This is a genomic window from Acidovorax sp. Root275, assembly GCF_001428965.1.
Taxonomy (GTDB): domain Bacteria; phylum Pseudomonadota; class Gammaproteobacteria; order Burkholderiales; family Burkholderiaceae_C; genus Acidovorax; species Acidovorax radicis.
Genome location: NZ_LMJH01000008.1, coordinates 372,034 through 389,275 on the forward strand (window position 1 = coordinate 372,034; position 17,242 = coordinate 389,275).

Below are 17,242 nucleotides of genomic sequence, written 5' to 3' on the forward strand. Positions count from 1 at the left end.
ACGGTCTGGGGGCCTTTCCACTGAGTCCATAGAAACGAGGAGACAACACCATGAGCCCACAACGCCAAGCCTTCATCTGCGACGCCATCCGCACCCCCTTTGGACGATACGGCGGCGCGCTCTCCAGCGTGCGCACCGACGACCTGGGCGCCATCCCCATCAAGGCGCTGATGGACCGCAACCCCGGCGTGGACTGGGCCGCGGTGACCGACGTGCTCTACGGCTGCGCCAACCAGGCCGGTGAAGACAACCGCAACGTGGCCCACATGAGCAGCCTGCTGGCGGGCCTGCCCATCGACGTGCCCGGCGCCACCATCAACCGCCTGTGCGGCTCGGGGCTCGATGCTGTGGGCACCGCCGCGCGCGCCATCAAGGCGGGCGAGGCGGGCCTGATGATCGCGGGCGGCGTGGAGAGCATGAGCCGCGCGCCCTTCGTCATGCCCAAGGCAGAAAGCGCCTTCAGCCGCAACAACGCCGTCTACGACACCACCATCGGCTGGCGCTTCATCAACAAGCTGATGAAGGAAAAGTACGGCGTCGACTCCATGCCCGAAACCGCCGAGAACGTGGCCACCGACTTCAAGATCGAGCGCGAAGCCCAGGACCAGATGGCCCTGCGCAGCCAGCTCAACGCCGTGGCCGCCATCAAGGCTGGCCATCTGGCGCGCGAGATCGTGCCGGTGCACATCCCGCAAAAGAAGGGCGACGCGATCATCGTGAGCCAGGACGAGCACCCGCGTGAGACCAGCATCGAAGCGCTGGCCAAGCTCAAGGGCGTGGTGCGGCCCGATGGCACGGTGACGGCGGGCAACGCCAGCGGCGTGAACGACGGCGCCTGCGCGTTGCTGCTGGCCGACGAAGCCAATGCCGCCAAATACGGCCTCAAGCCCCGCGCCCGCGTGGTGGGCATGGCGGTGGCCGGCGTGGCACCGCGCATCATGGGCTTCGGCCCCACGCCTGCCACGCAAAAGGTGCTGGCGCAGACGGGCCTGACCATCGACCACCTGGACGTGATCGAGCTCAACGAAGCCTTTGCCGCGCAAGGCCTGGCCGTGCTGCGCGCGCTGGGCATCAAGGACGATGACGCCCGCGTCAACGCCTGGGGCGGCGCCATTGCGCTGGGCCACCCGCTGGGTGCCAGCGGTGCACGCCTGGTCACCACGGCTGTGAACCGCCTGCACGAGCACGCCGGCCAGTACGCGCTGTGCACCATGTGCATCGGCGTGGGGCAGGGCATTGCCATCATCCTGGAGCGCGTGTGACCGCATTTGATAAAAGCACTCCCGTCACGGTCGTCACCGGCGCCAGCAACGGCATCGGCCGCGCCATCGCCGAGGCCGTGCTGGCCCAGGGCCGTGCCGTGGTCAACCTGGACTACGTGCTGCCCAGCTGGAGCCACCCGCTGCTCACGTCCTACCAGGGCGACCTGACCGACGAGGCATCGACCCGCGATCGCGCGTCCGAGATTGCCGCCAAACACAACGTCACGGCGCTGGTGAACAACGCCGGCGCCACACGCCCCGGCACCATCGACACCACCACCACCGCGCACCTGGACGACGTGGTGGGCCTGCACCTGCGCGCGCCCATGCTGCTGGTGCAAGCCTTTCTGCCCACGCTGCGCGCCAGCGGGCAGGGCCGCATCGTCAACATGTCGTCGCGCGCCGCACTGGGCAAGGCCGACCGCATCGTGTATTCGGCCACCAAGGCCGGAATGATCGGCATGACACGCACGCTGGCCATGGAGCTGGGGCGTGACGGCATCACCGTCAACGCCATCGGCCCCGGGCCGATTGCGACCGAGCTGTTCCGCCAGAGCAACCCCGAGGGCGCGCCGCAGACCGAGCGCATCCTCAAAAGCATTGCCGTGGGCCGCATGGGCACGCCCGACGACGTGGCGCGCGCGGCGCTGTTCTTCCTCTCGCCCGACAACGGTTTCGTGACCGGGCAGGTGTTGTACGTGTGCGGTGGTACCACGCTCGGCGTGGCACCTGTCTAGCCACCTGAACGCATTTTCACAGCAGCCCTGAAAGGGGCGCACCCCCTGTTCTCGCCCGGAGGCTTTGGCGCCCGGTTGAGGCCACGGCGCGGCGGATTCCGCGCTCGTGACACCCATTTCATCCACCTTCCTGAAGGAGACAAACCATGACCCGTCCCATCCACACCACCCGCCGCTTTGCGCTGTCGGCCGCTGCCTGCGCGGGCATCGCCGCCATCGCCGGTGCTGGCCTGCTGGGCAGCAGCGCAGCAATGGCCCAGGCCTATCCCACCAAGCCCGTCACCATCGTCGTGCCCTTTGCCGCGGGCGGCACCACCGACATCCTGGCCCGCATCATCGGCCAGGCACTGACCACCGAACTCGGCCAGTCGGTCATCGTGGACAACCGCGCCGGTGCGGGCGGCAACATCGGTGGCGCGCTGGCGGCCAAGGCCTCGGCAGATGGCTACACCCTGTTCATGGGCACGGTGGGCACCCACGCCATCAACGCCAGCCTGTACAAGAAGATGCCGTTCGATCCCATCAAGGACTTCGCGCCGCTCTCGCGTGTGGCCAACGTGCCCAACCTGCTGGTGGCCAACCCAGCACAGCCTTTCAAGACTGTGCCCGAGCTGATCGCCTACGCCAAGGCCAATCCCGGCAAGCTCAACTTCGGCTCGTCGGGCAACGGCAGCTCCATCCACCTGTCGGGCGAGCTGTTCAAGAGCCTGGCCAAGGTGGACATGGTGCACGTGCCCTACAAAGGCAGCGCACCGGCCGTGACCGACCTGCTCGGCAACCAGATCGGCATCATGTTCGACAACATGCCCTCGGCCATCCAGCATGTGCGCAGCGGCAAGCTGGTGCCCATTGCCGTGACCACCGCCAAGCGCTCGCCCGAGCTGCCCAACGTGCCCACCATCGCCGAAGCCGGCGTGCCCGGCTACGAGGCCACGTCGTGGTTCGGCATGTTCGCGCCTGCTGGCACGCCCGCACCGGTGCTGGCCAGGCTCAACACCGCGCTGGCCAAGGTGCTGAACCAGGCTGAGGTGAAAAAGAAGATCAACGAGCAGGGCGCCGAAACGTATAGCGAGACGCCCGAGCAGTTCGCCGCCTTTATCCAGTCCGAGTCGGTGAAATGGGGCAAGGTCGTCAAGGAGTCTGGCGCTAGCCTGGACTGATCTTGTGGCGGGGCCGGGCCCCGCCGCCACGGACCTCCCGGCCCCGGATTCAGCGGGCTTTGCCAGGGCCCTTGTGGCCGGCCGCCGCGCCGAGCAATGCCTGTTCCGCCCCCGCCGCGATCTGGTCCGCGAAGGCTTCACTCCCCACCGCCCGCGCAAGCGTGACGGCGCCCACCAGCGAAGACAGGGCGGCGCAGGCGGCACCCAGCTCCCGCGGCGCGCCGGGTGAGGCGGGGCCATCGATGATTGCCTGCGCCACATCGCGCAAGGCCACTTCAAAGCTGGCGCGGGAGGCCTCATCCGCCCGCGCGACTTCCGGTGGCATGGTTTGCAGCGTGCAGCTTTCCGACAGGTCGCAGGTGCGCTTGGCACGAAGGTAGAAGCGCACGAATTCAGGCCACCAGGCGCGCCCATGCTCCGCCTGGTAGTACTGCACGCCGCCTTTCAATTCGGCCATGCCTTGCGCCACCGATTCGCGAAACGCGTGGGCTTTGGAGTCGAAATGAACATAGAAAGCGCCCGAAGTCAGTCCCGCTTCCTTCGCCAGGCCATCCACCCCGACCCCGCCGAATCCTCCCTTGCGAAACCCGCGCCCCGCGGCTTCCAGGATGCGTTGGCGCGTCAGCACCTTTTGCTCGGACCTTGAAACCACGTGGAACTCCTCTGGCGTGTGATGCAGACGATTGTAGTTGTTCAAAGAACGATCGTTATGTATTATTGGATAACGATCGTTACTTGAAATGTCCTGCACACGGCAGGGCATGAGTTCAACGCCGTTGTCTTGACCTGGAACCACCCATGCCACTCACTCTCACCCTCACCAAAGGCGTCCTGCCCGAAGGCCAGGAAAAAGTCGCCTTCAGCCGACTGTCCGATGCCATGCTCAAGTGGCATGGGCTGGCGGGCAACGAAGCGATGAAACGCAATATCGTGGGGTCGATCCACCTTGTGCCGAAGGCGCACACGTATTCCGGGTCCCAGGAGGCCTCCGTGGTTTTCGTCGAATGGAAGGTCCCTTCATTCGCCTTCGCCAGCCGCGAGGTGCAAGTCGGCTACGTCGAGGAGGCCACGGACATCATTCATGAGCTGTCGCTCGCGCAGCATCCCAGGGAACGTATCTGGGTCAACGTGGTGCACGCCGTGGATGGGGCCTGGGGCATTGCGGGGACGGCCCTGACCAACGCGCAGCTCGGTGCAGGGGTTGCCGCGGCCTGATAGCGCCTGGGCTGCCAAGCCAATTTGCGGAGCGGGGCCGACAGTGTCGCAACCTCGCTCCGCGTTTCAGGGATACGACCATGCAACTCTCGAACTATCTGTTCTTCACCACAACCTGCGACGAAGCGCTGGATTTCTATGCGCAATGTGGTCTTGGCCACGTTGTGGAGGTGCTGCGCTACGGTGTCGACGGCATGCCCGTCAAGAACGAGGCCCTGCGCGGCAAGGTCATGCACGCCAAGTTCCAGGGCCCAGGACTCCTCTTTTATGCCTCGGACAACGATGATGCCGAACCCATGCGGGGCTCTGCGCACTTGCTGGCAATGGACAACCGGGATGCCACGAACAAGCTCTTTCAGGCCCTGGGGGTTGGCGGGACCGTCACAACCCCCTTGGGCATCCAGGCTTGGGGCGACTACTACGGAAAATTGACCGATCGGTTTGGCGTTCAGTGGATGCTGAACTGCGCAAAGGGAGATGGTTGAGAGCCCGTCGCTCCATCCCCCGCGCCGCAGTGCACGGGCGGCAGCCACTTATGCCCTGGCGGGCACGGCGGCGGCGCGGGGCTTGAGCACCCACCAGGTCAGCAGCCCCAGCGCCAGCCCCCAGCAGGCGGAACCCAGGCCCAGCAGGCTCACGTTGGAGGCGGTGACCACAAAGGTGACGAGTGCGGCTTCGCGCTCGCTGGGCTCGGCCAGGGCACCGATCAGTCCGTTCTGGATGGCGCCCAGCAGTGCCAGGCCGGCCACGGTGCTCACCAGTGCGGCGGGCAGCTGTGCAAAGGCGTAGGTGATGGCGCCTGCAAAGCTGCCCAGCAGCAGATAGAACGCACCGCAGGCCACACCCGCCACCCAGCGCTTTTCGGGCAGCGGGTGGGCTTCTTCGCCGGTGCAGATGGCGGCCGTGATCGCCGCGAGGTTGATGCCGTGGGCTCCGAACGGCGCCAGCAGCAGGCTGGCCAGGCCGGTGCCCGCGATGAGCTGGTTGTTGTGGGCGGTGTAGCCTGATGCGCGCAGCACGGCCACGCCGGGCACCTGTTGGCCGGTAAGGCACAGCACTGCCAGGGGTAATGCGGTGCTCAGGATGGCCGTCCAAGAAAATTCGGGCGTGGTCCACACCGGCAACGCCAGACCCCAGGCGGAGGGCGAGGTGCCCAGGGCGCTGGCGGCGGGTTGCGCGGCCACCTGCCCCCAGCCCAGCCATTGCCACAGGGCCACCCCGAGCAGCAAGGTGAGGGCGATCGCATAGCGGGCTGAGCGCTGCTTGAAGAGCAGGTAGCCCGCAAACATGGCGCCCACCAGCCAAGGCGCGCCCTCCACCGTGCTGCGGGCCGCGCCAAAGGCGTCCACGCCAAAACGCAGCAGGATGCCCGCCAGCATGGCAGCGCACAGGCTGCGCGGGATGCGCGCCATCAGCCGGTCGAAGATGCCGGTCCACCCGATCAGCAACAATGCCGCCGCAGCCACCAGATAGGCGCCAATCACCTGGCTGTAGGGCAGGGCCACCAGCGCGCTGGCCAGCAGTGCCGCGCCGGGCGTGTTCCACGCGCAGACCACGGGCACGCGCTGACGCCAGCTCATCCACAGCCCGCACGCTCCGGCGCCGATGGAGATGGCCCATACCCACGAGGTGACCTGCGCCGCCGTCAGGTGCCCGGCTTGCGCGGCCTGCAGCACCAGCAGCAGGGGGCCGGCATACGAGATCAGCACGGCCACCAGCCCCGCCACCACGGCGGGAAACAGGTCGTGGGCCGTGGCCATCCAGCGGGTGGAGGTCGCCGGAGCGGGTAATACGGGGACTGGGCCCGTGGTGGCGGGCACAGTGCCAGCAACGCGGGTGGAGGCGTTCGCCAATACCGGCGATGGGTGGGTGGGGTGGTGCTGCGTTGTCATGGGGCCATGGTGCCCGCAGGCCACCCCCCAAGCGGGCACAGTCCGCCCACGGTTTATGCTGTACAGATGGCTGAATCTTCATCTGTACTGCAGCACAGTTACCTGCAACTTGCACAGCTGGTGCGCCGCGACATTGCCCAGCAGCGCTATGCGCCGGGCGAGCGCCTGCCTTCGGTGCGTGCGCTGGCCGCGGCGCAGGGCGTGAGCGTGGCCACCGTGGTGCGCTGCTACCGCCACCTGGAGGCCCTGGGCGCCGTGCAGGCGCGGCACAAGTCCGGCATGTATGTCGCGGAGCCCACCGCCCAACGCGCGCCGCCCCGGGATGAGACGGGTGTTGACATGCAGGGCGGACGCAGCACACCGGCCCGCGCGCACTCCACCCCGCCGCCGGTCGAGTTTGACCGCCTGGTGTCGCTGGAGCACCGCATGACCCAGCTGTATTCGCTGACCACCCAACAGCCCCTGCAGTGGGGGCTGCACCTGGCCAACGCCGCGCCCGCCTGGTACCCCACCGAGGCGCTGGCCCGCATCGCCCAGCGCCTGCTGCGCAGCCAGCCCGAGATGCTGGGCACCTACCCCACCGGCAGCGGCCTGCCCGCGCTGCGCACCGAGCTGGTGGGTTGGATGGCGACCTACGGCCTGGACCTGCAGCCCGAAGAACTGCTGGTGACCAACGGCAGCACCGAAGCCCTCAACGTCGCGCTGCGCGCCGTCGCCCGGCCGGGCGATGCGGTGGTGGTGGAGTCGCCGGTGTACTTTGGCTTGCTGCAGATGCTGGGCAACCTGGGCCTGCGCGCCATCGAGCTGCCCTGCACGCCGGGCGAAGGCATGAGCCTGGAAGCGCTGGAATACGCGCTGGAGCACCAGGGCGGCGTGCGCGCCGTGGTCGCCATGCCCAACTTCCAGAACCCGCTGGGCCACGTGATGCCCGACCGCAACAAGCGCCGCCTGCTGCGCCTGGTGGAGCAGCACGACCTCGCGCTGATCGAGGACGACGTGTTCGGCGATCTCTCGCACACGCCGCACCGGCCTCAGCCTGTGAAAGCCTGGGACCGCCACGGCCGCGTGATCTATTGCGGCAGCAGCAGCAAGAGCCTGGCCCCGGCGTTTCGCCTGGGTTGGACATCGGGCGGGCGCTGGCATGCGCGCATGGAGTCGCTCAAGCTGAGTACCTCGCTCGCGGCCCCATGGCTGGAGCAGGCGGTGATGGCCGAGTTTCTGCGCAGCGGCGCGCTGCAGCCGCACCTGCGCCGCCTGCGCGAGCGGCTGGCCCAAACCACGCCGCGCGCGACCGAGGCCGTGCGCAAGCATTTCCCAGCCGGCACGCGGGTGCACAGCCCGGCGGGTGGATGGTGGCTGTGGTTGGAACTGCCCGAGCCCGTGGATTCGCTCGCGCTGCTGCGGCTGGCCGTGGCGCAGGGTATTGCCTTCACGCCCGGGGCGCTGTTCTCGACCACCGCCAAATACGCGAGCTACCTGCGCCTGAACATCGCCCGCCCCTGGACGCGCGAGCTGGAGCAGGCAGTGCGCCAGCTGGGGCACCTTGCCGGGAGCCTCCCCTCGGGTTAGAGAAGGCCCTGGCCCTAAGCGTGGCCAAATTTTGAATAAAAATGACCGCTAGCGCTTGATTGTTAATGCTTTATTGCTACTAAAAATATAGCAATATGCAGTGGAGCCATTAGGCATTCACGCGGTACACCTGCCCCGTCTGCCCGCCCTCCACGCTGCGCTGGTAGGCACGGGCTGCGCGTTCAGCGGGCACGGGCTCGAACCCGGGGAAGAACGGCCCATACACCCCCACCGACTCCGTCAGGATGGTGGGGCTCACGGCGTTGATGCGCAGCCCGCGCGGCAGCTCGATGGCAGCGGCGGCCACGAAGCCTTCAATGGCGGCATTCACCGCCGTGGCGTTGGCGCCGTTGCGGATGGGCTCGATGGAGAGCACCCCACTGATCAGCGTGATGGAGCCGCCATCGTTCAGGTATTTGTGGCCCAGCAGCGCCAGTTGCACCTGGCCCAGCAGCTTGTCCTGCAAACCCAGGTTGAACTGCTCGGCCGTCATCTCGGTGAGGGGCCCAAAGTGCAGGTTGCCGGCGGTGTTGACGATGGCGTCCACCCGGCCCACCGCGGCAAACAGCGCAGCCAGCGACGCGGGCTGAGACAGGTCTGCGCGGTGCGTGCCGCTGCTCCTGCCCACGGTGATCACGTCGTGGCGTGCGCCCAGGTTGGCTTGCACGGCCTGGCCGATGGTGCCGCTGGCGCCGATGAGAAGAATCTTGGACATGGTGATTTCCTTGAAGTGAAAGAAGGGTTGAAGAAGAGCAACAATCGACAGCCCCGATTCTTTTGTGAATCAATCAATGCATAAAGTACATTGAAGTTCTTCTTGTACTAACCATTGATTAGGAATCGCCATGGACAAGCTCCGCAACATGGAGGTCATGGCCGCCGTGGTCGAGGCCGGCAGTTTTGCCGCCGCCGCGCGCCAGCTGGGCATCTCCGCCGTGATGGTGGGCAAACACATCCAGCAGCTCGAGGGCCACCTGGGTGCGCGGCTTTTCCAGCGCAGCACGCGCCAGAACAGCCTGACCGAGGTGGGCGCTGCGTTCTATGAAGACAGCAAGCGCGTGCTCGAGCAGGTGCGCTGGGCCGAATCCGCCGTGGAGCGCAGCCGCGCTGTGCCGCAGGGCCTGCTGCGTGTGAGCGCGCCGTTCACGCTGGGCAACCACGTCATCGCGCCGCTGGTGGCCGACTTTCTGCAGCGCCACGAACAGGTGCGCGTGGACCTGCAGCTCACCGACAGCGTGGTGGACCTGGCGGGCGAGGGCTTTGACGTGGCGGTGCGCATCGGCAAAGTGTCTGACGAGGGTCTGGTGGCCCGCCCGCTGCGCCCCTACCGCATGGTGATTGCCGCCGCGCCGGCCTACCTACGGCGCCACGGCACGCCCGAGCGCGCGGCCGACCTGGCCCGCCACCAGTGCTTGAGCCACTCGGTGTGGCAGCGCCGTGTGGAATGGACGCTGCGCGACGGCAACGAGGAATTTTTCTGGCCCGAGCATGCCCGCCTGACCTGCAACCAGGGCGACGGCCTGCGCCAGGCCGCGCTGCGCGGCCTGGGCCTGATCATGCAGCCCGAGGTGCTACTGGCCGACGACCTCGCCAGCGGCGCGCTGGTCGCAGTGATGGCGCACTGCCTGCCCGTGGCGCGCGCCGTGCACCTGGTTTATGCACCAGACCGGCGGCAGCTGCCCAAGCTGGCGAGGTTTGTGGAGCATGTGGTGGGGGTGCTGGGGATTGCGGGCGATGCCAAGGGCGCTGCGCCGCAGGCATAGCGCGCACCAGGCCTGAGGGGGCCTGCTACGCGCAGCTGTTACCCGGCGTGGTCTACCGATGCGGCCACGGCAAGGCGCCCGTCCTCGCCGCGCACCAGTGTGTACGACTCACGCCAGGTGCTGAGCACGCTGGCGTCCTCGCGCAGCAGCTCCCAGGTCACGGTGGCCAGCGCGCCGCTGGGGCCAAGGGCCTGCACCTCCAGGTCGCAAAAGCGGCAACTGCGGCAGCCCTGGCCGTGGTACTGCATGACCACCTGCTGGAAGTAGTTCCCGGTTTCGCCGTTCGTGTGGAAGCGCCGCCATGCGCCCCGTGCATCCACGGCCACATAGGGCGCGCCATAGCGCTCGGCGATGCGCGGGCCGCTGAAGGCGCTGAACGCGGCCACGAAGTCATCGAAGAAGTGCTGCACTTCGGTGCGCAGGTCGGGGGCCGTGGGCGTCATGGAGGTCCTTGTGAGTTGAGGGTGCTGATGTCGCTGAGAGCAGCTAACAAAACTCAGCGAAGCGGTTCTGGCTAGGCGCTGCGTCGCAGGCAGTACGAGTAATACGACAAGACGCGGCAACAACGCCAGAAGGGTTTCGTCAGCCGCTCTAAGCCGGCCCCACGGGCCCGATCTTGAACACCCCACTCACCCGCGCGCAGGGCTCGCCGTCGGCCGTGACCAGGCCCTGCGCAAACACCAGCGAGCGTGTGATGCGCAGTGGCTCGGCCTCGCCCTGCACCCACATACCCAGCCGGGCCGGGGCCAGGTAGTCGATCTGCAGGCTGATGGTGGGCAGGAAGCGGTCGGCCACCTCTGTCGTCTTGCTGTGCACCGACAGCGGCAGCAGCATGTCGCAGAACGTGGCCATCATGCCGCCGTGCAGGTTGCCCATGGTGTTCACGTGGCGTTGCTCCACGCGAAAACCAAACTGCACCACGGTGCCCTCACGCCGCACGTACAGCGGGCCGTTATTTTGGATGAAGGGTCCGCCCATGGCCAGCACCACAAAGCCTTCGGGGATTTCGGGGCCTCTGGCGGCGGGGGGCGTGTTGTCCGAGGCGCTGTGCGCAGGGGCGTGTGTCATCGCGCGGCCTCCTGCTCCACGTCGCTCTCAAAGCTTGCCCCGTGCAGTGCGCTGGTCGTGCCGCTGCCACCACTGGCGCTGTCGAGCCAACCGCCGTACACCGCCTGGAAGTCCGCCACGATCTGCGCCAGCGGCATGTCGTCGAAGGCGCCGCGCTGGTGCACGTACTCCATGTGGCGCTGACCGGTCTTGTCAAACGGGTGGTAGATCGAATCGTTCTCGCCATCGAATTCGAGCGGAAGCAGCCCAAAGCGGTCGCACAGCTCGATGTTGAAAGCCGGCGTGGCCTTGCGCCACTGGCCACCGAGCCAGATGTCTGTATAGCCGTGCCAGATGAAGAGGTCGGTCTTCATGGTCTCGCGCATGCGCTCGGTGGAGAGGTGGTTGCGCACGTCGGCAAAGCCCATGCGCGCGGGTATGCCCGCTGCGCGGCATGCGGCGGTGAGCAGCGCGGCCTTGGGCACACACCAGCCGTAGCCATTGCCCAGCACAGTGCTGGCCGTCATCCCTGCGGGCGAGAGGTCGATGCGGTACGGGTCGTAGCGAAAGCTGTCGCGCACGGCCAGGTACAGGGCCACGGCGCGTTCGCGGTCGGTGGTGCCGCGGGCGTGTTCAGCCGCGAAGGTCTGGATGACGGGCGCATCGCTGTCGATGATCGTGGTGGCGCGCAAGTGTGCGGGCGTGGGGTGGTCCTGGGTCATGGTGGGAAGGCTCCTTGCGGCCAGTGTGCAGGCCCACGCAGTGCAGGGCTGTCACGGTGGTGCCATGGGCAGTGTGCCGGATAGCGCGCGCCGGCCGCTGTCCATGGTTTTTGTGGGTCATACCCGCCAGGCCGGCAGCTCCCAGTTGCGCCACAGCGCCAGCCCGCGCAGCCCGGCCGTGAGCAGCACGCAGGCCACGAGCGGCGCCCAGTCGGCGGCGTGCAGGTGGCGCAGGGCCACGTCGGCCCAGCCGCCTGCGAAGGCACACAGCGCATAGGGTCGGTGGTCGCTGAAAGCCTGCGGCACCTCGTTGCAGAGCACATCGCGCAGCACGCCGCCAAAGACGCCTGTGGTCACGCCCATCATTACGGCAATGATCGGCGGCATGCCGATGGCGGTGGCGATGTCCACGCCCACCGCCGCGAAAAGGCCGAGGCCAATCGCGTCGGGCAGCAGCATGGCGCGCTCGGTGGGTTGAAAGTGCCGCTGGCGCATGAACAGCATCGCACCCACACACAGAGCCAGGATGCCCCAGACAAAACCGGTGTGGCGGATCCAGAAGAAGGGCCGCTGGTCCAGCAGCAGGTCGCGCAGCGTGCCGCCGCCAAAGGCTGACACGAAGGCCACCACACACACGCCCACGGCGTCGAGCCGCTTGCGTGCCGCGGCGATCACGCCCGAGAGTGCAAACGCGATGGTGGCGGCCACTTCCAGAAAGAAGCGCAGGGTGTGCACCCAGGGGGCGTCGAGCAACTGGTCCATTGGCGCGATTGTGCCGTGGGGCTGCGGTTTCGGGCACCGGCGCGCATGGCAGTACCGTCTAGAGATTATGCTATTAAATGTATAGCTAAAAGTGCTTATGGATCAAGCGCTGGGCACCATTTTTTCCCCAAATCTGGCGCTTTGACCCACCCGGCGGAGGTGGCGCGCTGCCCGTCAGGCCGCCCAGCTCCCTGCACGTACCAGCTCCCACGCCAGCGCCAGCACACACCCCGCCCCGCCCAGCGCGCCCAGCCGCTGCGCCCACGGCAGGCTGGCGGCGGGCCATTGGTTCATGGCCAGCACCAGCAACCAGCCGAGCACCATCCACGACGCGGCCACCAGCGCCAGCCCGGCGGCCAGCCCGGTCGCGGCGGTGGCTGCCAAGCCTTGCAGCACCAGCGTGCCAATGGCGACAGGCCAAGCGCGCAGCGGTGCAGGTGGAGTCTGGCCGGTGCTGCCGGCACCGTGGCCCCAGGCGCGGGTGGGCACGGCGCGCGCCCAGCGGGTCAGTGCGATCAGCGAGGCCAGTGCGGCGCAGGCGGCGATGAGTTCGTTCATGCGGCCTCCGGCGGGTGGCGGTCAGCAGCCTGGACCTGCGCGGTGGGTGTGATGCGCTCCGTCTGCCGCGTGCGCAGCCTCCGCCGGGCGCGCAGCAGCAGCGGAGCACCCGCGGCCAGCGCGCACAGGGCCGCGGCGACGGCCCACTGATCCAGTCCCGCTTTGGCTGCCAAGCCGCCGTAGGCCAGCGTCGCCAGCACCCACAGCAGCAGGGCGGTGCGCGGCGTCCAGTGGCGCACCGCGGCGGCGGGCAGCGCGACAAAGAAAGCCAGCAGCAGGCCCAGCATGCCCGACGAGCGCGCGGGCTCCGTCGCCACGATGTGGGCGAGCCGAAACGATTCCACCGCCAGTGCACCGGCCAGCCAAAACGGCAGGTGTGCAGGGATGCCAAAGCGGGCCAAAACGCGCGCGGGCCAGCGGCGACGTTGGGTGGTGTGGTGGTGCGTACTGGGATGGACGGATCGGCCCGGCGCGGCCGCAGCCTGGTGGCGCACCGCTTTGCGCCGCGGCGCCTGCACGCGCTGCGGCCCGATAAAGGCCGCAATGCCCACGCAGGCAGCGCCCACCAACGCGAGACTGGCCAGCATGCCGGACGCCAGCGCGCTGCCCAGCACCAGGCCCGCCGCACCGGCCAGCGCCAGCAACGCCCCCGCGCCACCCAGCGCCACGCGCCACAGCGCCAGCGTGCGCAGTGCCCACGCGGCCAGCGCCGACAGCAGCAGCCATGTGCCAATGAGCACCCACACAGCCCACACCGGCCGCTGCGCCAACGAGGGCAAGCCGGGCGGACCCCACAGGTGCACCAACACGGCCACGATCAGCGCCGCGGGCGTGGTGGCGTGCAGGGCCAGAAAGAAGCGTTGCATGGGTTGATGGGGGCGGCAAAATCGACGATGAATAACGGTGCGGAGAGGCGGATAAGCGCGTGCAGTTGATGGGGCCTCAACCCGCCGCCGCCATGCCCCCGGTCGACGCCTGCGCCGCCTCGGCATCGCGCCGCCGCTGCTGGCGCGCATCGAGCCAGATCAGCGTGCCCGAGATCGACAAGAACGCGGGCGTCATGCCCAGAAAGAAATACAGCCACTTGAGCGCCAGCCCGCCGAAGTCGCCAAAGTGCAGCGGCTCCATGAGGCCATTGACCAGCGACCAGAAGCCGGCCGTGCGCGGGTCGTGCACCTTCTTCGGCACGCCGGTCGCGGCGTTGATGTCCACCCGCGCGGTGCTGGCCAGGTGGTCGCTCAGGTTGCCGGTGAAGCTGGCCTCGGCGGTATCAGTACCCCAGCGGCGCATCGACACGTAGCGCGCCTCCAGCCCCGGTACGGCCTGCTGTGCGGTGGCGTACAGGGCATCCAGCGACTGCATCTGCACGGGCTCTGCGGCATCGCCCGCGGCCTTGCGCGCAGGCTTGGGGGCTTTGGTGGCATCGGTGCTGCTGGTGGCCGTGGTGACGTATTTGTAGCCCTGTTCGAACAGCGGCGCCAGGCCCATCCACGCACCGGTCGTGGCGATCAGGATGTGAAAGAACAAACCCCAGATGCCCGCGGACTTGTGCAGGTCGGACATCACCACGCGAAAGCTGCGGCCCCAGCGCTGGGTGAAGAGCTCGGCCAGGATCTTGCGGTGGATGACGATGCCCGTGACGATGAGCACCAGCATGGCCGCACCGAGAAAGCCCACGATCCACCGCGGCCCGAAGAACAAAAACACGTGCAGCATGCGCAGGTACTGGCCGAGCTGGCTGTCCACCGGGCCCACCACCGCGCCGGTGTCCGAGCGCAGGGCCACCTTGGTGCGCGTGTTGGCGGGCGCGCCGCGCTCGCGCACGAAGGCGAAGTAGCTCGGGTTGACCGCATCGGGCAGCGCGATGGTCTCCACCGTGGCTCCGGGGTAGCGGGTGTGCAGCTGCGTCAGCATCGCATCGAGCGGCGCTGGCGTGGCAGAGCGCGGCAGTTGGGCCAGCGACGGGTTGGCCCACAAATCGATCTCGTTCTTGAAGACCACCACCGCGCCCGAAAAGCACACGATGAACATGAGCAGCCCCGTGACAATGCCCGCCCAGGAGTGCAGGACGAAGAGGCGGTTCAGGGTGCGCTGGCTGGTCATGGTCGGCTTGTGGTGGCGGGGTGATGGCGCTGCGTCAGAAGAAGTACGTCACGCCCAGGTTGAAACTGCGCGGCAACGCGGGCGAAACCACGTTGGCATTGATCGCGCCGTCGTAGTACGCCTTGTTGAACACGTTCTTCACGCCCGCCGTCACGCGGTAGCTGTCGCCCGCGTAGCTGATGGACGCATCGGCCACCACGTACGACGGCAGCGTGAAGGGGTACGAGCCGATCTGCTCGCTGACATAGCGCCCACCCATGCCCAGCGTGATGCGCTGGACCTTTGGCAGCTTGTAGGTGGCCCAGGCGGTGAGCGTGTGGCGCGGTGTGAGGTTCAGCGGCAGGCCCACGATGGTGGCGTTGTTGTCGCGCGTGACCTTGGACTGCGTGTAGGTGTAGGCGCTGGTCAGCTTCCAGCCGTTCTTCATATCTGCGCCCAGCTCCACCTCCAGGCCGCGGGCACGCTGCTGGCCCGTTTGCACGCTGAAGCCCGTGTTCGCCAGGTCGGCCGTAGTCACGTTTTCGCGCACCAGGTCGAACACGGCGAGTGCGCCGGTGAGCTGGCCATTGGGCGACTCGTACTTCACGCCGGCCTCCCACTGCTTGCCGGTCTCGGGCACGAAGGGCACCCCCGCGAAGGTCAGGCCCGATGTGGGCAGGAACGATTCGCCATAGCTGCCGTATGCGGCCCAGCCGGGCTTGAACTCGTACACCAGGCCGGCGGACAGCGTGGTGGCGCTGTCCTTCTGGCGCGTCCGTTTGTTGGCCACCCGATCATTGATGTCGTTGGTCGACCAATCACGGCGCAGGCCCACCAGAGCCGTCCAGCCTTGGCCGAACTTGACCTGGTCCTGCGCATACAAACCGGCCACGTTGAGCTTGGCGGGCGCATCGCTGGTCAGCGCCGTGGGGCAGACGGCCTGCATGCCGTAGACGGGTGCAAACAAATCCAGCGCACCGATGCGGCAAGTGCGGCTGGCCTGCAGGCTGTGGCCGCTGCGCACATCGAGACCTGTCACCAACTGGTGGCGCGCGCCCAGCACTTCGAAGTGCGTGAGCAGCGAGGTGTCGGTGGCCAGCAGGTCAAAGTCCATGTACTGGCGCGTCGCCTGGCGGTTCTGCAGCCGCTGGTTGGCCTGCAGCGCCTGGTTGGAGACGAAGTTGCCCGTGCCCTTCTCGGTCTCGTAGCGCACGTTCTGGCGGAACGTCATGGCATCGGACAGCTTGTGCTCCAGCGCGTAGCCCAGCGTGGTGCTCTCCACGTCGTACACGCCAAAGGCGGGCTCTCCCGTGAACATCGTGCGGGACAGCGTGCCGTTGCGGTTGGGCAGCAGCGTGCCGTACGGCGTGATGCCCTGCTGGCGCAGCCATTCACTTTGGCTGTAGGTGGCAAACAGCACCAGGTCGGTCTGCGCGCCCAGGTCGATGGAGAGCGACGGCGCAAACCACCGGTCCTTGCGGTAGACGAACTGCGTGGGGTCGTCGGCGTTGGATACCTGGGCATTGATGCGCAGTGCCGTCTTGCCCGATTCGGACAGCGGCTTGTTCACATCGGCCTGCAGCGTGCGCTGGCCGAAGCTGCCCACTTCCACGCCCACTTCGTTGATCGCCTCCTTCTTGGGCCGCTTGCTCACCGCGTTGACGATGCCGCCGGGCTGCACCTGGCCGTACAACACCGACGCCGAGCCCTTGAGCACCTCGAAGCGCTCGTAGCCGTAGGGCTGCAGCTTGGCCCACATGCCGGGGCTTTGCACCAAGCCATCGACCAGGATGGATTCGGTAGAGCGAAAGCCACGGATGTTGATGTCGTCAAACCCCCGGCGCCCGAAGTTGACGGGGCTCACGCCCGCCACGGTCTGCAGCGCCTGCTGCACGTTCACGATCTGGCGCGACTCCATCTGCTCGCGCGTGACCACGCTGACCGACTGCGGCGTCTCCAGCCTGCGCATGGGCGCCTTGCCGGCGGTCTGGGCCTCGACGGGGGCAAAGCCCATGTCTTTTTCGGTGCTGGCGTTGATGCGGACTTCTTGCAGCTGGGGGGCGGTGGCGCTGGTGGCTGCTGCGGCCGGGTCGGCGGTTGGCGTTGCATCGGCCTGCTGCGCCATGGCGGCGTGCGCGAGGCACAAGGCCAGCGGGGTCAGGGCGAAGAGGGTGGCCTGGCGGGCAGACGGACGTGAGGGCGAACGAAGACGGGCGAGCGAAGAGCGCGGCGACACCGCACGCGAGGGCTGAGAAGACATGGGAGTCCCGGTGGAGAGTGGGCAAAAACGCGAGGTGCACTGGCTCGCGTTGTGTGTCCGGGACGCTGGCTGGCTGTGAGGTGAATTCTAATGCGAATAGTTATCGTTTGAAAATTAAAAAGGTGCTACCGAGATAGTCGTTTTCTGCTGCTTTGCTGCGAGCGACGTTCATGTTGTGAAAGCGCACTGAATGAACAGATGTCTTCAGTCTCC

Annotated in this window: 18 protein-coding genes; 7 read left to right on the forward strand and 11 right to left on the reverse strand. The window is 67.4% G+C overall.

All coding sequences use genetic code 11. The annotated features are described in order from the left end of the window. Window positions 1-50 precede the first annotated feature (50 nt). From pcaF to ASE52_RS11820, 3 genes are all read left to right on the forward strand, one after another. Window positions 51-1,262, forward strand: coding sequence for a 3-oxoadipyl-CoA thiolase (gene pcaF / locus ASE52_RS11810; RefSeq protein ID WP_057226302.1), 1,212 nt, complete (start codon window positions 51-53; stop codon window positions 1,260-1,262). Next, a complete protein-coding gene (locus ASE52_RS11815) occupies window positions 1,259-1,999 on the forward strand; it encodes an SDR family oxidoreductase (RefSeq protein WP_057226304.1) in 741 nt (246 codons plus the stop codon). The genes pcaF and ASE52_RS11815 overlap by 4 nt, the downstream gene beginning before the upstream one ends. A gap of 146 nt (window positions 2,000-2,145) precedes the next feature. After that, window positions 2,146-3,159, forward strand: a complete 1,014-nt coding sequence (locus ASE52_RS11820) for a tripartite tricarboxylate transporter substrate binding protein (RefSeq protein WP_057226306.1) — start codon at window positions 2,146-2,148, stop codon at window positions 3,157-3,159. A gap of 49 nt (window positions 3,160-3,208) precedes the next feature. Here the strand turns inward: ASE52_RS11820 and ASE52_RS11825 are convergent, their stop codons facing one another. Next, complete coding sequence (locus ASE52_RS11825; RefSeq protein WP_241776984.1) at window positions 3,209-3,856, reverse strand: TetR/AcrR family transcriptional regulator; 648 nt, start codon at window positions 3,854-3,856, stop codon at window positions 3,209-3,211. Window positions 3,857-3,957: 101 nt separating this feature from the next. On the opposite strand from ASE52_RS11825, the gene ASE52_RS11830 reads away from it, so the two are divergent. Both ASE52_RS11830 and ASE52_RS11835 read left to right on the forward strand, forming a co-directional pair. Beyond that, the gene (locus ASE52_RS11830; protein WP_057226308.1) at window positions 3,958-4,374 is read left to right on the forward strand and encodes a hypothetical protein; all 417 of its coding nucleotides are present in this window, start codon (window positions 3,958-3,960) and stop codon (window positions 4,372-4,374) included. Between the two features lie 80 nt (window positions 4,375-4,454). Beyond that, window positions 4,455-4,859, forward strand: coding sequence for a VOC family protein (locus ASE52_RS11835; protein WP_057226311.1), 405 nt, complete (start codon window positions 4,455-4,457; stop codon window positions 4,857-4,859). 48 nt (window positions 4,860-4,907) lie between these two features. Here the strand turns inward: ASE52_RS11835 and ASE52_RS11840 are convergent, their stop codons facing one another. Then, window positions 4,908-6,266, reverse strand: coding sequence for a benzoate/H(+) symporter BenE family transporter (locus ASE52_RS11840; RefSeq protein WP_082606848.1), 1,359 nt, complete (start codon window positions 6,264-6,266; stop codon window positions 4,908-4,910). Between the two features lie 66 nt (window positions 6,267-6,332). On the opposite strand from ASE52_RS11840, the gene ASE52_RS11845 reads away from it, so the two are divergent. Beyond that, on the forward strand, window positions 6,333-7,835 hold the full coding sequence (locus tag ASE52_RS11845; RefSeq protein WP_057226315.1) for a PLP-dependent aminotransferase family protein: 1,503 nt from the start codon (window positions 6,333-6,335) through the stop codon (window positions 7,833-7,835). A gap of 109 nt (window positions 7,836-7,944) precedes the next feature. Here ASE52_RS11845 and ASE52_RS11850 read toward each other — a convergent pair whose 3' ends face one another. Then, window positions 7,945-8,550 carry a short chain dehydrogenase gene (locus ASE52_RS11850; RefSeq protein WP_057226317.1) on the reverse strand — a complete coding sequence of 202 codons (606 nt, stop codon included), beginning with the start codon at window positions 8,548-8,550 and terminating at the stop codon, window positions 7,945-7,947. A 130-nt stretch (window positions 8,551-8,680) separates the two neighbouring features. On the opposite strand from ASE52_RS11850, the gene ASE52_RS11855 reads away from it, so the two are divergent. Beyond that, window positions 8,681-9,598: a LysR family transcriptional regulator gene (locus ASE52_RS11855; RefSeq protein WP_057226319.1), complete on the forward strand. Its 918-nt coding sequence runs from the start codon at window positions 8,681-8,683 to the stop codon at window positions 9,596-9,598. A 38-nt stretch (window positions 9,599-9,636) separates the two neighbouring features. Here the strand turns inward: ASE52_RS11855 and ASE52_RS11860 are convergent, their stop codons facing one another. The 8 genes from ASE52_RS11860 to ASE52_RS11895 form a co-directional block, all read right to left on the reverse strand. Then, window positions 9,637-10,041, reverse strand: a complete 405-nt coding sequence (locus ASE52_RS11860) for a hypothetical protein (RefSeq protein WP_057226321.1) — start codon at window positions 10,039-10,041, stop codon at window positions 9,637-9,639. Between the two features lie 148 nt (window positions 10,042-10,189). Next, window positions 10,190-10,666 (reverse strand): PaaI family thioesterase, encoded by a 477-nt coding sequence (locus ASE52_RS11865; protein ID WP_057226323.1) that lies wholly within the window; start codon window positions 10,664-10,666, stop codon window positions 10,190-10,192. Beyond that, window positions 10,663-11,367: a transglutaminase family protein gene (locus tag ASE52_RS11870; RefSeq protein WP_057226325.1), complete on the reverse strand. Its 705-nt coding sequence runs from the start codon at window positions 11,365-11,367 to the stop codon at window positions 10,663-10,665. The genes ASE52_RS11865 and ASE52_RS11870 overlap by 4 nt, the downstream gene beginning before the upstream one ends. Window positions 11,368-11,484: 117 nt before the next feature. Then, on the reverse strand, window positions 11,485-12,129 hold the full coding sequence (locus ASE52_RS11875) for a trimeric intracellular cation channel family protein (RefSeq protein ID WP_057226327.1): 645 nt from the start codon (window positions 12,127-12,129) through the stop codon (window positions 11,485-11,487). A gap of 174 nt (window positions 12,130-12,303) precedes the next feature. Beyond that, window positions 12,304-12,687, reverse strand: a complete 384-nt coding sequence (locus tag ASE52_RS11880) for a hypothetical protein (protein ID WP_057226329.1) — start codon at window positions 12,685-12,687, stop codon at window positions 12,304-12,306. Beyond that, on the reverse strand, window positions 12,684-13,553 hold the full coding sequence (locus tag ASE52_RS11885) for a hypothetical protein (RefSeq protein ID WP_057226331.1): 870 nt from the start codon (window positions 13,551-13,553) through the stop codon (window positions 12,684-12,686). Before ASE52_RS11885 ends, ASE52_RS11880 begins: the two co-directional genes overlap by 4 nt. 76 nt (window positions 13,554-13,629) lie before the next feature. Further along, entirely contained in the window at window positions 13,630-14,790 is a 1,161-nt protein-coding gene (locus ASE52_RS11890; RefSeq protein ID WP_057226334.1) for a PepSY-associated TM helix domain-containing protein, read from the reverse strand. 34 nt (window positions 14,791-14,824) lie between these two features. Continuing rightward, a complete protein-coding gene (locus tag ASE52_RS11895; RefSeq protein WP_241776985.1) occupies window positions 14,825-17,029 on the reverse strand; it encodes a TonB-dependent siderophore receptor in 2,205 nt (734 codons plus the stop codon). Window positions 17,030-17,242: the final 213 nt, after the last annotated feature.